This window comes from Rhizobium sp. 'Codium 1' (assembly GCF_020889605.1).
Taxonomy (GTDB): domain Bacteria; phylum Pseudomonadota; class Alphaproteobacteria; order Rhizobiales; family Rhizobiaceae; genus Allorhizobium; species Allorhizobium algae.
The window spans coordinates 1-15357 of sequence record NZ_JAJGPW010000006.1; the positions used below are offsets into that span (position 1 = coordinate 1).

General features: G+C 60.5%; 13 protein-coding genes and 1 riboswitch. Of the genes, 9 read left to right on the forward strand and 4 right to left on the reverse strand.

The genetic code is table 11. The features are described from left to right. Positions 1-343: 343 nt before the first annotated feature. The gene (locus tag LJE98_RS14980) at positions 344-556 is read right to left on the reverse strand and encodes a hypothetical protein (protein WP_229576027.1); all 213 of its coding nucleotides are present in this window, start codon (positions 554-556) and stop codon (positions 344-346) included. Positions 557-705: 149 nt separating this feature from the next. Continuing rightward, positions 706-921: riboswitch (cobalamin riboswitch) on the forward strand. Between the two features lie 50 nt (positions 922-971). On the opposite strand from LJE98_RS14980, the gene LJE98_RS14985 reads away from it, so the two are divergent. The 6 genes from LJE98_RS14985 (at position 972) to LJE98_RS15010 (ending at position 9487) form a co-directional block, all read left to right on the forward strand. Continuing rightward, the gene (locus tag LJE98_RS14985; protein WP_229576028.1) at positions 972-1655 is read left to right on the forward strand and encodes an energy-coupling factor ABC transporter permease; all 684 of its coding nucleotides are present in this window, start codon (positions 972-974) and stop codon (positions 1653-1655) included. A 133-nt stretch (positions 1656-1788) separates the two neighbouring features. After that, positions 1789-2733 (forward strand): phosphoribosylaminoimidazolesuccinocarboxamide synthase, encoded by a 945-nt coding sequence (locus tag LJE98_RS14990; RefSeq protein ID WP_229576029.1) that lies wholly within the window; start codon positions 1789-1791, stop codon positions 2731-2733. A gap of 17 nt (positions 2734-2750) precedes the next feature. Continuing rightward, on the forward strand, positions 2751-3416 hold the full coding sequence (locus tag LJE98_RS14995) for a TetR family transcriptional regulator (protein WP_229576030.1): 666 nt from the start codon (positions 2751-2753) through the stop codon (positions 3414-3416). Positions 3417-3561: 145 nt separating this feature from the next. Continuing rightward, entirely contained in the window at positions 3562-4773 is a 1212-nt protein-coding gene (locus tag LJE98_RS15000) for an efflux RND transporter periplasmic adaptor subunit (protein ID WP_229576031.1), read from the forward strand. Positions 4774-4814: 41 nt separating this feature from the next. After that, positions 4815-7934: an efflux RND transporter permease subunit gene (locus tag LJE98_RS15005; protein ID WP_229576032.1), complete on the forward strand. Its 3120-nt coding sequence runs from the start codon at positions 4815-4817 to the stop codon at positions 7932-7934. Between the two features lie 128 nt (positions 7935-8062). Next, positions 8063-9487, forward strand: coding sequence for an efflux transporter outer membrane subunit (locus LJE98_RS15010; RefSeq protein ID WP_229576033.1), 1425 nt, complete (start codon positions 8063-8065; stop codon positions 9485-9487). 67 nt (positions 9488-9554) lie between these two features. Here LJE98_RS15010 and LJE98_RS15015 read toward each other — a convergent pair whose 3' ends face one another. Further along, positions 9555-10334 (reverse strand): cupin domain-containing protein, encoded by a 780-nt coding sequence (locus LJE98_RS15015; RefSeq protein WP_229576034.1) that lies wholly within the window; start codon positions 10332-10334, stop codon positions 9555-9557. A gap of 185 nt (positions 10335-10519) precedes the next feature. Here LJE98_RS15015 and LJE98_RS15020 point away from each other — a divergent pair, with 185 nt between their 5' ends. Then, on the forward strand, positions 10520-11800 hold the full coding sequence (locus LJE98_RS15020; protein ID WP_229576035.1) for a 4-aminobutyrate--2-oxoglutarate transaminase: 1281 nt from the start codon (positions 10520-10522) through the stop codon (positions 11798-11800). A gap of 3 nt (positions 11801-11803) precedes the next feature. Beyond that, positions 11804-13288 carry an NAD-dependent succinate-semialdehyde dehydrogenase gene (locus tag LJE98_RS15025; RefSeq protein ID WP_229576036.1) on the forward strand — a complete coding sequence of 495 codons (1485 nt, stop codon included), beginning with the start codon at positions 11804-11806 and terminating at the stop codon, positions 13286-13288. A gap of 33 nt (positions 13289-13321) precedes the next feature. Here the strand turns inward: LJE98_RS15025 and LJE98_RS15030 are convergent, their stop codons facing one another. Continuing rightward, on the reverse strand, positions 13322-14248 hold the full coding sequence (locus LJE98_RS15030; protein WP_229576037.1) for a hydrogen peroxide-inducible genes activator: 927 nt from the start codon (positions 14246-14248) through the stop codon (positions 13322-13324). Positions 14249-14348: 100 nt separating this feature from the next. On the opposite strand from LJE98_RS15030, the gene LJE98_RS15035 reads away from it, so the two are divergent. Then, entirely contained in the window at positions 14349-14579 is a 231-nt protein-coding gene (locus tag LJE98_RS15035) for a YdcH family protein (protein WP_229576038.1), read from the forward strand. A gap of 156 nt (positions 14580-14735) precedes the next feature. Here LJE98_RS15035 and efp read toward each other — a convergent pair whose 3' ends face one another. After that, entirely contained in the window at positions 14736-15305 is a 570-nt protein-coding gene (efp, locus tag LJE98_RS15040; protein WP_229576039.1) for an elongation factor P, read from the reverse strand. Positions 15306-15357: the final 52 nt, after the last annotated feature.

The following is a 15357-nucleotide window of genomic DNA, read 5'->3' on the forward strand; positions in this document are numbered from 1 at the left end:
AGACAGGCAAATCCCCGTCAATAATCCAATCCCGCCCAACCCAAGTCGGGCAAAAAAACCAGCGTCTCAGCCAATTTCTGGATCTCTTCTGAACCAGTCCGGTGGGCCTTTCGGCGCCGCCTCTCGTTCGGTGAAGCGGCTTATACGGCCACTCCTTTTTCCCGTCAACAGCCATTTGTCAAAAAACTGTCGTTTTTTCCAAGTGATTGATTTCAAAGCGATAATTATCAAGCCGTGCAAGTTGCCTTCAAATCACGCCGGGGAAAGGTCTCCAGAGGCGGCCTCTTCGTCCCGACTTCCATATGGGGATGGCCCCACCTGTTTAAAAGGCCCCCTTTTCGCATCACCCCTTGGTAATCAGGATGAGCACCACGAACATCGCAGGCACGGCAGCCAGGGCCGGAATGATGATGGCCGGGTATCCGAAGATCAGGATCGCAAGGAGCCAGACCATGAGCAGGTTGACGATGAAGAGAACCTTCGCCGTCGTCGGGCCCTGGATCGCTTCCTTCAGCATCCAGCCGAGCAGCGGTACGCGGTATATGAGTGCAGCCATCGATCAATCCTCTTTTAAACTCGTATTTTCCCCCATCTAGGAGCGCGCGCCGCCCGCCTTCAATGCGGCAAATTGGCTTTTGCCAATCAAGGGTTCCATCCCCTGCGGATCATGTCGCAATCTGCTGGACAGAGTTCCAGGCAAGGACCTACACTCTCGATCGTGATGGTTTCGCCCCGACAAGAACCGAAGGGCGGACGAAGAGGGAATACGGTGAGGATTACCCATCAGGGGCCGAAACCGTGGCTGCCCCCGCAACTGTGAACGGCGAGCGACGTCCGAATTGCCATTGGCCCCGTGCTGATAAGGCGGACTGAAGCCCTGACCCGTAAGCCAGGAGACCTGCCATCGCTTGGCGCCGTGAACGCGGCATTTACTCTTCCCGCGCGGTGGGCGCGGACGAAAGGACCAAGTTATGCATATCGAACCCGGCGTCGTGGATGGCGCCAAACTCGCATTCAGCTACGCAACGGCGGCACTCTCCTTCGGCCTTGTCGCCAAGATGGCAACTGACGACCTGAAGGCCAAGGCATCACCCGCGTCCCTGGCCGGCCGGACAGTGCTGACAACCGCCCTCGTGTTCTCCTTCTTCGAGGTTCTGCCTCACCATCCGGTCGGCGTCTCCGAAGTTCACCTGATCCTGGGCTCCACACTCTTCCTGATCTTCGGCGCTGGTGCGGCCTCGATCGGCCTGGCGCTGGGTCTCCTCCTGCAGGGGCTCTTCATCGCGCCCTTCGACCTTCCGCAATACGGGATGAACGTCACGACGTTGATCATCCCGCTCTATGCCATCAGCCAGCTCGCCAGCCGCATCATTCCGGAGAGAAAAGCCTATGTCGATCTCGGCTACCGCGACGCGCTCGCCCTCTCCACGACCTACCAGGGCGGCATCGTCGCCTGGGTCGCCTTCTGGGTGCTTTACGGCAACGGCTTCACCGCCGAGAGCCTTAGCAGCATCGCAACCTTCGGCGCTGCCTATATGACGGTGATCCTGGCCGAGCCGCTTGTCGATCTCGCCGTTCTGGCTGCTGCCAAGTCGCTGCGCAAGGCGACCGACAGTGGTCTCTTCAACGAGCGCCTGCATCGCGCAGCCGCCTGATTGCACGCGGGACGAAAGGGCGCATGGCATCCGCCATGCGCTTTTTCTTTGAAACGACCACCGCTTTCGGGTACCGCGAGACAGAAACCGCACCGTGAAACGTGCCCCGACCGCCGAGACATCGAGGATATCCATGCGCGTCCTGTCCGAAGCCCATTTTCCAGAACTGCCGAACTACTACCGTGGCAAGGTGCGCGAGAATTACGACCTTCCGGACGGCAGCCGCATCATCATCTCCACAGACCGCCTCAGCGCCTTCGATCGTATCCTCACCTGCATCCCCTATAAGGGCCAGGTGTTGACCCAGACGGCCCGCTACTGGTTCGACAAGACCAGCGACATCTGCCCGAACCATGTGATCGCCTATCCGGATCCAAATGTCGTGGTCGGCAAGCGCCTCGATATCCTGCCTGTGGAAATTGTCGTGCGCGGCTATCTTGCCGGCACCACCGGCACTTCGATCCTCACTCTCTATAAGAAGGGTGAGCGCCAGATGTACGGCATCACCCTCCCTGAGGGCATGCGCGACAATGAGAAGCTCCCGACCCCGATCATCACGCCCACCAGCAAGGAATTCGACGGCGGCCATGATGAACCGCTCACCCCGGCCGAAATCGTTGACAAGAAACTCCTGACCTCCGAGCAGTGGGACACGCTCTCGCGCTACGCCCTCGCACTCTTTGCCAGAGGTCAGCAGCTCGCGGCCGAACGCGGCCTGATCCTTGTCGATACAAAATATGAGTTCGGCACCGATGAAAACGGCACGATCATTCTTGCCGACGAAATCCACACGCCCGACAGCAGCCGCTATTGGATCGCTGACAGTTACCAGGCGAGCTTCGAAAAGGGCGAACGTCCGCAGAGCTTCGACAAGGATTTCGTCCGTGCCTGGGTTGCGGACCGCTGCGACCCCTACAACGACGAGATTCCCGAAATCCCCCAATCGCTGGTCGAGGAGACGTCGAGAGTCTATATGAAGGCTTATGAAGCGATCACCGGAGAGACCTTTGTGCCTGACGACAGCGGCGAAAGCCCATCGGCACGGATCCACGGCAATCTGGTACGCTATATGGGCTAGGAGGAGGCCGAAACGTCATGGATCACGATTGCCGCGCCCGAGCGGGAGGTTGCAGCGACATCGGGCTCAAGGGTCGGGTGGCACGACGTCCGCGCAAATCCGCCGAGGAAACGCGCGAAGAGATCCTTAACACGGCTGAACGCCTCTTCCGGACCCATGGTTTTGCCAGCGTTGCGATCGCCGACATAGCGGCAGAATTGTCCATGTCGCCGGCAAATGTCTTCAAGCATTTTCGGACCAAGGCCAGCCTCGTCGACGCGATTGCCACACGGGCGATCGAGGAGACCGTCGCGTCGCTCCGGAACCTGTCGCGGGATTGCCCGGTTCCCGAACGACTGTCTGCATTGGCCCATCACCTCATGCAGGAACATGTGTCCGGACGCCTCGATGCTCCCTTCGTCTTCGAGATGATCCTTGTCACGATCACCGAAGAGCTCGATTGCAACGACCGCTTTCGCAGTATGGTCGTCGAGATAATCACGGACATCATCGAAGATGGCATTCGGGAAGGCGTCTACCACGTTGCCGATGTGCCACGTTTCGCCAATGCAGCCTTCGACGCGCTTGCCTGTGTCATTCATCCTGTCATGACCGGGTTGGAGAATGCTGACATTATGGCAACACGATGCGATGATGTCGTCGCGTTGATCGACGCCGCATTGCGCTTGCCGCTTGCTAAGTGACGATATCTGATTTACGTCACTTTCACGATAGACCTGCCATCGTGTCTGACGGTTGGGCAATGTCATAGTCACGATGGTTCCCTCAGTTCCAGCCCGTGGTGAGAATTGCCCGCCCCTTCGACCTTGTCATTATTTGGGATTCTCCATGCGCCGAAGCTTCAAGTTCGCCTCTGTCATTCTTGCATGCACCGCTATCCTCGCGAGTTGCAGCGACCAGGAAACAGCCCAGAACGCCGGCGGCGCAGGTCCCGGCGGCGAGCGCCCGCCCACAGCCGTCAGCGTCGTCACCTTGACCAAGGCGCCTCAGACGCTGACCGTCACACTTCCCGGTCGCGCAGCCGCCTTTCAGACCGCAGAGATCCGTCCGCGGGTCAGCGGCGTGATCAAGGAAATCGCCTTCAAGGAAGGCAATGCGGTGAAGGAAGGCGATCTGCTCTTCAAGATCGAGGACGACACCTACCGCGCTGCCCAGGCCCAGGCCCAGGCAAGCCTTCAGAAGGCCGAAGCCGGCGTCCCGACCGCGCAATCCAACCTTGCACGTCAGGAGCGTCTGGTCGGCAGCGGCGCCACGCAGGTAGAGCTCGAAAATGCCCGGGTCACGCTCCTTCAGGCGGAAGCCGATGTCGCCCAGGCAAGGGCAGCTCTGCGTTCCTCCGAGATCGAACTGGCCCTGACGGAAATCCGGGCGCCGTTTGACGGCGTGACGACAGCGTCGCGCTACTCGATTGGCAACGTGGTGACGGCAAACCAGACGGACAGTCTGATGACGTTGCGCCGCCTGGACCCGATCTATATCGAACTGACGGAATCGAGCGTCAATCTGCTGCGACTTCGGGAGGCAATTACCGACGGACGCATTAATCGCAACGAAAATGGCGCGACCGAAATCCGCCTGACGCTCGAAGACGGCCACGAATATCCTGTTGTCGGCAAGCTCGACATGTCCGAAATGGCGGTCAGCCAGACCACCGGCACCTTTTCGATCCGCGCCGTGTTCGACAATCCAGAAGGCTTGATCCTGCCGGGCATGTATGTCCGTGCGACGGTGACGGTCGGGACCGAAGAGGGCTTCCTGATCCCCCAGCGTGCGGCAACCCGTGCGGCAAACGGCGAGCTTTCGGCAAAGTTCGTCTCGGCGGACAACAAGGTGGAAACACGGATCTTCGATGAAGCACAGGTGTCGGGCAACAATTGGCTGGTTGCGAACGGCATAAGCGATGGCGACAAGCTCATCGTCGATGGCTTCCAGTGGATCGCCGACGGCGCGCCGGTCCAGCCCGTCGAGGCCAAGATCAATGAAAACGGGATCGTCGAAGAGACAGCGGCGCCGGCTGCCGCCCCTGCTGCACAACCCTGATCGTGCAACAGGCAAGGCAAACGACGCGTAAAGGATAATCCATGGCCCAGTACTTCATTCGCCGCCCAATCTTTGCTTGGGTGATCGCGATCATCATCATGCTCGGCGGCGCGCTCGCAATCTCGACCCTGTCGATCGCGCAATACCCGGAAATCGCACCGACCACGGTGCAGATCGCCGCGAGCTACAATGGCGCGAGCGCCGAGACGGTGGAGAAATCCGTCACCTCGATCATCGAGGACGGCATGACCGGCCTTGATGACCTCACTTACATGACGTCGTCTTCGAGCACCGGCTCCGCCCGCGTGTCCCTGACCTTCGGCAATTCGATCGATCCGGAAATTGCGCAGGTCCAGGTGCAGAACAAGCTGCAATTGGTCCAGTCGCAGCTCCCCGATACGGTCCAGAGCGCCGGCATCTCCGTCACGCGCTCCACGTCGAGCATCCTGCTCGTCGGCGCGCTTGTCTCGACCGACGGCGCCCGTAGCAATGTCGAGCTCGGCGACATCTTCTCCTCCCAGATCGAAGACCAGATCAAGCGCCTGGAAGGTGTCGGCAGCATCGAAGTGTTCGGCACTGGCTACGCCATGCGCGTCTGGCTCGACCCCTACAGGCTCAACAAGTTCCAACTTACGCCGACCGATGTGACCTCGGCGATCCAGGCACAGAACACCCAGGTCTCCGTGGGCGCCCTCGGCAGCCAGCCCGCGCCGGAAGGCCAGCAGCTGACCGTCACCGTGACGGCTCAGAGCCAGCTGCAATCAGTGTCCGACTTCGAAGCGATCATCCTCAAGACCGAGACCGATGGTGCAACCGTTCGGCTGAGCGACGTTGCCCGTATTGAGGTTGGACAGGAAAGCTACGGAACGAAGACCCGCTCGAACAGAAACCCGGCGACCGGCTTCGCCGTCAATCTCGCAACCGGAGCGAACGCACTCGACACCGCCGAGCGCGTGAAGGACCAGCTGGACGGTGTTGCCGCGTCGCTGCCCGAAAACGTGGTCATCACCTACCCTTACGACACGACGCCCTTTGTCGAACTGTCGATCGAGAAGGTGGTGCACACCCTCATAGAGGCCATCATACTGGTCTTCGTGGTTCTTCTCGTATTCTTGCAGAACCTGCGCGCAACCATCATACCGATGATCGCCGTACCGGTCGTCTTGCTTGGCACCTTCGGCATTCTGGCCATCACCGGATACTCGATCAACACGCTGACGATGTTTGCCATGGTTCTCGCCATCGGCCTGCTCGTCGATGATGCGATCGTCGTCGTGGAAAACGTCGAGCGCATCATGACGGAAGAGGGGCTATCCCCTCTCGAAGCCACGCAGAAGTCCATGGGTGAGATCACCGGCGCAATCGTCGGCATCGCCCTCGTCCTGACAGCCGTCTTCATTCCGATGGCTTTCTTCGGCGGCTCGACCGGCATCATCTATCGCCAGTTCTCCGTCACCATCGTGTCCGCGATGCTCCTGTCGGCACTGGTCGCCATCGTTCTGACGCCGGCGCTCTGCGCCACGATGCTGAAGCCAGTCGATCATCACAAACCGAAGCGCGGACCTGGCGCCTGGTTCAATCGCAACTTCGACCGGGCGACCGGCGGCTATGTCTCTTCGATCGGCTACCTGTTGAAACGTCCACTGCGCGTCATGCTGATGTTCGCTGTCGTGATCGGCGGCATGAGCTGGCTCTTCCTGCGCCTGCCCTCCTCCTTCCTGCCGCAGGAAGACCAGGGCGTGCTGATGACCATCGTTCAGCTGCCGAATGGCGCAACCGTCACACGCACGGAAGAGATCATCACGAAGATCGAGGACTACTATCTCGACAAGGAAAAGGATGCGATCCAGGACGTATTTTCGGTGTCGGGCTTCTCTTTCGTCGGTGCGGGCCAGAACTACGCCCTCGTCTTCGCCAAGTTGAAGGACTTCGAGCTGCGGACGGACCCACAACTTGCGGCAGCAGCCATCGTCCAGCGCGCCATGGGCTATTTCTTCACCCTGCGGGACGCTCAGGTATTCCCGCTACAGCCGCCGGCGATCCCGGGTCTCGGCACCTCCAGCGGCTTTTCGATGTATCTCGTCGACAGCGGCAAGCGAGGCACCGAAGCCCTGACAGCAGCCTCGCAGCAATTGATGCAGGCCGGCAACCAGAACGGCAATGTCAGTTCGCTGCGCTCGAACAATCCGCCGGCGGAGACCCAGCTGAAATTCCTGCTCGATCAGGAAAAGATGGGCGCCATGGGTCTCGATATCGCAACCGTCAACAGCATGTTGTCGATCATTTTCGCCGGCCGCGACGTGAACGACTTCACGCTGAATGGCGAGTTGAAACCGGTCTATGTCCAGGGTGATGCGCCGTATCGGATGCAGGAAACCGCGATCAACGACTGGCACGCGCGCAATGCGAGCGGCGAAATGGTTCCTTTCTCCTCCTTCGTGAAGACGGAGTGGATCAGCGGCGCACCCACATTGAGCCGGTATAACGGCGTGGGGGCAATCTCCATGGAAGGCGCAGCCGGCGCCGGTGTCAGTTCTGGTACCGCGATGGACACCATGGAAGAACTGACGGCAGAACTGGATGGCGGATACACGGTCGCCTGGCAGGGCATTTCCTATCAGGAGCGCCTTTCCGGTTCGCAGGCCCCTCTGCTCTACGCGCTGTCGGTTCTCATCGTCTTCCTGTGCCTTGCAGCACTCTATGAGAGCTGGTCGATCCCCTTCTCCGTCATCATGGCGGTGCCCGTCGGGGTCCTCGGCGCGGTCACGGCGGCCTACTTCTTCGGGCAGTCCAACGACGTCTATTTCAAGGTCGGATTGCTGACGACGATCGGCCTGGCGGCGAAGAATGCGATTCTCATCGTGGAGTTCGCCAAGGATCGCCAGGCTGCTGGATTGAGTGTCATTGATGCAACACTCGAAGCCGCAAAATTGCGCCTTCGCCCGATCATCATGACATCTCTGGCCTTCATCCTGGGCGTCGTTCCGCTGGCGATTGCCACCGGGGCTGGCTCGGCCGCGCAAAATTCCATTGGTATTGGCGTACTTGGCGGAATGTTCACCGCCACGGCGCTCGGAATTTTCTTCGTTCCATCGTTCTTCGTTGTAATCCGGCAGGTCTTTGGTGGTGCTAGCCCGAAAGATCATCTGTCGTCGCAATGATTGACAAACTATCTTAACCAACTATTGCGTAGGGTGCTGCGGTAGCCTGCGTTTGTAAGTCGGTCGCTGGCTCGGGGTAATCAATCACCTCGTCGTAGCAAGACCGGGGACTTTTACAGGAACACGTGATGCTCAAGATTCGTGCTGCCGCACCGCTCGCCTTGCTTATTCTATCCGGCTGCGTCGTTGGTCCAGAACATGAGGCGCCTCAGACCGCCCTGCCCGTCAAGTTTTCCGAAGGCAGCGCTCGCGCGGCTGCGGACGTGACACTGGCTCCATGGTGGACCGCCTTCAATGATCGTCGCCTGAATGGCCTTGTCGAAACCGGTCTTGCCCAGAACCTCGACGTGCTCCAGGCGATCGAACGCATTACATCGGCTGAAGCGAATTTCGAGGCGGCCGACTCCGGTGCTTTCCCGCAGGTCAACGCCGGTGCTGACCATCAGATATCCAGGACCAATGGCAGCGGCTCTCTCTCGAGCCGCGACAGCGACACAACCAACACTTCGACGGGCACGCTGAGCGTTTCCTGGCTCATCGATCTCTTCGGCCAGTATCGCCGCTCCAAGGAAAGCGCCAAGGCATCGCTCGACGCAGCCTATGCCAGCGCCGATGTGGCCCGCCTGACCTTCCTGTCTAGCGTCGTGACGGCCTATGTCGATGCGCGCTACTATCAGGAGCGCATTGCGATTGCCCGCAAGAACCTCGGATCGCGCCGTGAAACGCTTGAACTCACCCGCCTGCAGCTCGAAGCCGGCGCCGCCTCCAGACTGGACGTCGTCCAGTCCGAAGGTCTGGTCAATTCGACGCTTGCAGAAATCCCGGGCCTCGAGATCTCGTTCCGCCAGTCGGTCCACCGCATCTCGCTCCTGCTCGGCCTGCCGGCGACCACGCTGCTCGCCGACCTGCAGAAGGGTGCCGCCCAGCCTTACGCTCGCCGCGGCGTCAATGCAGGCGTTCCCGCCGATCTGATCCGCAATCGTCCGGACATCCGAGCCGCCGAACGCAATCTTGCAGCTGCCACGGCCGAGATCGGTGTTGCAGAAGCCGCGCTTTACCCATCCATCTCGCTCAGTGGCTCGATCTCGCCGATCCTCGTTGCGACGTCGGCTGCCAGCGGCAAGTCAACCTCCTGGGGCTTCGGTCCGAGCCTGGATCTGCCGATCTTCGACGCAGGCGCTCGCCGCGCCAACATCAAGGCCCGCGAAGCGGCGGCCCGTGAAGCCTACCTTGGCTGGAAGCAGACGGTCCTCAGCGCGGTCTCGGAAGTCGAAAATGCGCTCGTTGCCGTCAGCCGGACCCGTCAGACCGTTTCGGCCCTGACTGCCACTGTCCGCTCCTACGAAGAAGCCCTGTCGCTTGCCACGGCGAGCTATCGTGACGGCGCCTCTTCTCTGCTCGACGTGCTGGATGCCCAGCGTAACGTCGCAAGCGCGCAGGCAAACCTTGCTCAGGCTGTTCAGCAGCTGGCGAACGGCTACGTGTCGCTCAACGTCGCCGTCGGTGGCGGTTACGCCTGGGGTGGCGCCAAGACCGTGGTCGCCAGCAAGTAAGACTGCAAGGCAAGACATTCGAAGCCCGGCACCGGAAACGGTAGCCGGGTTTTTCTTCGCCTGAATCTCAGAAGGTGGCGGGCGTGTTGATCCAGATAAGCACGGTCTCACCGCTCGAGACGTTGCGCCACGAATGCGGCCTGCGGCTTTCGAAATAGAAGCTGTCACCGGCATTCAGCTCGAAGAACTTGTCGCCATCGAGGATGATCTCGAGGCTGCCCGAGAGCATGTGAATGAACTCCTCGCCCTCATGTTGATAGGCGCCTTCGCTGGAAGCACCTGGCGCCAGCTGGAAGCGATTGCATTCCATCAGGTTTCGCCCCTCGGCCAGCACCTGCACCACCACACCTGAGGACGTGGTGGGCCATGACGCCCACTTGCCGTCGCGGATGAGGGACTCGCCGCCTCGCCCCTCCTCTTGCCCGCTGAGAGAGGCCAAGGTCGTGCCGAGGTGACGGGCCACTTCGTGCAGCGCTGTAAACGACAAGCCCTGCGATGTCCGCTCGAAGGTTGAGAGCTGCGAAACGGAGACGCCGGTTGCTTGCGCCACGTTCTCAAGGGTCTTGCCTGCATCCCGACGCAGCCGCCGGATGCGTGTGCCCGGCCGGACATCGGCTGCATCGTCCTCCGCTTCGCCAATCTCCTCGTCGACATCCAGGATCGCGTCACGCAAGGTCTCGCGAATGGCTGCGGGATTAAGCCCCCTCTCGCTCCTGAGCCAGGCTATCCGCTTCAGGCGATCCACGAGCGCGCGATCGTAGAGCCGCTGGCCGGTCGCGGTCCGGATCGGCTGGATCAGATCCTGGCTTTCCCAGAGGCGGAGCGTCGACGGCGACACCCCCGCCATCCTTGCAGCCTCTGCTATCTTGAACCGGATGTCGTCCACGCTGCCCCCAGGGAAATGTCGCAGTCACGGGTGATAATGCCGACAAGACATATTGCAAGTCTACAGAAAAAATGTAGGAAATATGTAACCGCGCGATCAACGACCGAAACGACGCCGCTGCCAACCCTTCGCATAGGACGGAAACGATGAAGAACGCCGAAATCTCAGCCCGCAAGAACGACGCCATCTCCCGCGGCGTCGGCATGACCACGCAGATCTATGCCGACAAGGCGGAGAACTCGGAGATCTGGGACGTCGAGGGCAACCGCTACATCGATTTTGCCGGCGGCATCGCCGTGCTGAACACCGGCCATCGCCACCCCAAGGTGGTCGAGGCGGTAAAGGCGCAGCTCGATCGTTTCACCCACACCTGCCACCAGGTCGTTCCGTATGAAAACTATGTCGCATTGGCTGAACGCCTCAACAAGATAGTACCCGGCAACTTCGAGAAGAAGACGATCTTCGCAACGACAGGCGCCGAAGCCGTCGAGAACGCCATCAAGATCGCCCGTTGCGCGACCGGTCGCTCCGCCGTCATCGCTTTCACCGGCGCCTTCCACGGCCGTACCTTCCTCGGCATGGCGCTGACCGGCAAGGTCGCACCCTACAAGGTCGGCTTCGGCCCGATGATGGGCGATGTCTTCCACGTTCCCTTCCCGCTCGAAATGCATGGCATCGGCGTCGAGACGTCGCTCGATGTGCTCGACAAGCTGTTCAAGGCCGATGTCGACCCGAAGCGCGTTGCAGCCATCATCCTGGAACCCGTCCAGGGCGAAGGTGGCTTCTACGACGTGCCCCGTCCCCTTATGAAGGCCCTGCGCGAGATCTGCGACGAACACGGCATCCTGCTGGTCGCCGACGAGGTCCAGACCGGCTTCGCCCGCACCGGCAAGCTCTTCGCCATGGAGCATTACGATGTCGTTCCGGACCTGACGACCATGGCCAAGAGCCTCGCCGGCGGCTTCCCGCTCTCGGCCGTCACGGGCCGCGCCGAACTCATGGACGCGCCTGGCCCCGGCGGCCTTGGCGGCACCTATGCCGGCAACCCGCTGGCGATTGCCGCCGCCCATGCCGTGCTCGACGTCATCGAGGAAGAACAGCTCTGCGATCGCGCCAACCAGCTCGGCAACCGGCTGAAGCAGCGGCTTGAATCCATGCGTGCCGACGTTCCGCAGATCATGGACATCCGCGGACTGGGCTTCATGAATGCGGTTGAATTCAAGATCCCGGGAACCGACAAGCCGAACGCGGATTTTACCAATGCGGTGCGTCTGAAAGCGCTGGAGAAGGGCCTGATTCTTCTGACCTGCGGCGTCTACAACAATGTCGTCCGCTTCCTCGCCCCGATCACCATTCAGGACGAGGTCTTCAACGAGGCGCTCGATTTGATCGAAGCCTCGATCCGTGAAGTTGCAGCAGGAGCCTGAGGCATGACCATTTCCAAGATCCTGACGGACAAACTTAATGACCCGACACTGGCGACCGACAAGTCGCTCGTCGGCAACGACTGGCTGGCGACCAGCCAGTCGCGCAAGAGCTTCGACGTTACCAACCCAGCAACAGGCGAGGTCATCGCCACTCTGCCCGATCTGAACAAGGCGGAGATCACGAAGGCGATCGACGCCGCCTACGTCGCCCAGAAGACATGGGCAAAGAAAACCGGCAAGGAACGTGCCGTCGTGCTGCGCAAGCTGAACGATCTCATGGTCGCCAATGCCGATGACCTCGCCACCATCCTGACGATGGAAATGGGCAAGCCCTGGGCCGAAGCGCGCGGCGAAATCCTCTACGGCGCATCTTATGTCGAATGGTTCGCCGAGGAAGCCAAGCGGGTATACGGCGACACCATCCCCGGCCACCAGCCGGACAAGCGGATCATGGTGATCAAGCAGCCAATCGGCGTCGTTGGCGCAATTACGCCGTGGAACTTCCCGAACGCCATGCTGGCCCGCAAGGTCGCGCCGGCGCTCGCCGTCGGTTGCGCCATGGTGTCGAAGCCTGCCGCCCAGACCCCGCTCTCTGCCTTGGCACTCGCCATCCTCGCCGAACGCGCTGGCCTGCCGGCCGGCCTGTTCTCGGTGGTGACCTCGACCGATGCAGCAATGGTCGGCCAGGAATTCTGCGCCAATGACAAGGTACGCAAGCTGACCTTCACCGGCTCCACCAATGTCGGCAGGATCCTGATGCGCCAGGGTGCAGACCAGATCATGAAGCTCGGCCTGGAGCTTGGCGGCAACGCGCCATTCATCGTCTTCGACGATGCGGACCTCGATGCCGCCGTCGAAGGCGCGATGATCTCGAAGTACCGCAATGCCGGCCAGACCTGCGTCTGTGCCAACCGTCTCTACGTCCAGGCGGGAATTTACGACGCCTTTGCAAAGAAGCTTGCCGAGAAGGTTTCACAGCTCAAGGTGGGCGACGGCTTTGCCGAAGGCGTCACCACAGGCCCGCTGATCGATGCCAATGCCATCAAGAAGGTCAAGGAACATGTGGCAGACGCCGTGTCGAAGGGTGCGCAGATCGCGCTGGGCGGCAGCGGCGCAGATGCGGGCGAGCTTTTCTTCCAGCCCACCATCCTGACCGGCGTCACCACCGCCATGAAGGTCGCCACCGAAGAGACGTTCGGTCCTGTCGCTCCACTCTTCAAGTTCGAAACGGAAGAGGAAGTGGTGGAACTCGCCAATGCGACCGAGTTCGGCCTTGCCTCATACTTCTATTCAAAGGATCTGGCCAAGATCTTCCGCGTCGCGGAAGCGCTGGAATATGGCATGGTCGGCGTCAATACCGGTCTGATCTCGACCGAGGTCGCACCATTTGGCGGCATCAAGCAGTCTGGTCTCGGCCGCGAAGGCTCGAAATACGGCATCGATGACTATACCGAGATCAAGTACATCTGCCTCGGCGGCATTGCCTGATAAACTGGAGATCCCCGGCTTGTCCGGGGATCGTCATCGGATCTGCTCCATGGCAAGGATCCGATCCGCCACATCGCGTCCGAGACCCGCCAGCGCCTCGAAATGGTTTCCCCGCGCCGAGGACTGCCGCCAGAAGAACCCGATGTTCCGGACACCCTCCCAGCCTTCGATTGTCAGTAGTTTGATGCCATCCTCCTTGCCGAACTCCGACCGGACATAAAGTTCGGGAAAGAGGGACAGCCCCATTTCGATCGACACCATTTGACGGATCGCATCGAGGCTCGAACCTTCATAGTCCTCGGCAAGAGTCGCCCCCGATATGTCGGCCAGCCGCCGTACCTCGTCCATGAGGCGGTGACCCGCCCCAAGAGTGAGAAGCCGCTCGCCCTTCAACCCGTCCGTCGAAATGCTGTCGAATTCCGCCAGTCGATGGGCCTTGGGCACGCCAAGGAAAATTCTTTCTCGGCAGATCTGCTGTGACACGAAGCCATCGTCCTCAGAAGGTAGCGGGCCCAGTCCGCAATCCGTCTCCCCTTGCAGCACGGCCCTCTCCAACTGACGCGGCCGGTCCTCACGGATGTAGATCTTCAGCTCCGGATATAGCTGATGGAGTGGCGGCAGCAGATAGGGCAAGAAATAGGGGGCGAACGACGGCGCCACGCCAAGCCGGATTGCTGCTCCGAGATTACCCTGTGAGCCCGTGGCAAGCGCCCTGATCTCATCGAGCCCGTTGAGGATGACTTTTGCCGCCTTGATGATCTCCAACCCGACCGGCGTAGGCATTACCTGCCCCGGCATCCGGTCCATCAGCGTCACCCCTAGCTGCTTTTCCAGAAGCGCCACCTGAACGGAGAGCGTCGGCTGCGAGACATTGCAGCGCTTAGCTGCCTCGCCGAAGTGCCCGGTCTCACCCAGCGTGACGAGATATTCCAGCTGGCGATGACTTGGGCGAAAGGGCATGACGAGACCAATAGAGAAAAACTATCAGATTTATATAATCAATGAATTGGAACAATCAACAGCGAGACTTCATATTCGACTGGCACGAAAGGAGATCGCCATGAAGCAACTGCTGAAAGCCCTGAGAGCCCGCCACTCGATCGTCGCCGCAAAGATCGACGAGGAACAGCGTCGTCCGCAACCGGACAGCATACGGGTCCGCGCCTTGAAGAAAATAAGGCTGCATCTGAAGGAGCAGATCACTTTGCTTGAACGGGCTGATGCCATGAAGGCAACCGCCGCCCGCCCCAAGGCATCAAGCTTCGGCAGCCCTATTCTCGCCGGACGCTGATCATGTCTGCGCTCGTGATGGCGCATGCGTGACCGGTGAGAACGGCCGGCGGGGCACCCTGCACCCCGCCGGCGCCAGGGGCAAACGGGAGATGCATGAACAAAAAAAGCCCGGCGTGGTCGACGCCGGGCTTCTGCTATCGGTCTGTCAGTGCGCTCAGTTCTTGGCGCGCTCGACGTAGGAATTGTCTTCCGTCGCGATCACAACACGAATGCCGGCGTCAACATGCGGCGGCACCATGGTGCGGATGCCGTTCGACAGCATGGCAGGCTTGTAGGACGACGACGCCGTCTGACCCTTCACGACCGGTTCGGTTTCGACAATCTCCAGCGTCACGTGACGCGGCAACTGCAGGGCAAGCGCGATACCTTCATGCATCGACAGAATGCAGACCATGCCTTCCTGCAGATAGGCCTTCTGATCACCCATGGTCTCGACGTCCACCACGACCTGGTCGTAGTTTTCCGGGTTCATGAAGTGGAAGCCCTCGCCATCCTCATAGAGGAACTGATGGTTGACGTCTTCCACGAAGGCGCGCTCGACCTGCTCCGTCGTGCGCCAGCGCTCCGAAACCTTCACGCCATCAACGATGCGACGCATGTTGACCTGCGTAACGGGTGTGCCCTTGCCGGGGTGGAAGTTTTCGGCGGTGAGAACGACATAGAGCTTACCGTCGACATCGATAACATTGCCCTTGCGGACGGAGGAGGCGATAACCTTGACCATTGGAATTCCTTGTATCTGCGCGAGACCCGTCGTAAAGGACGGCCGTCCCTGC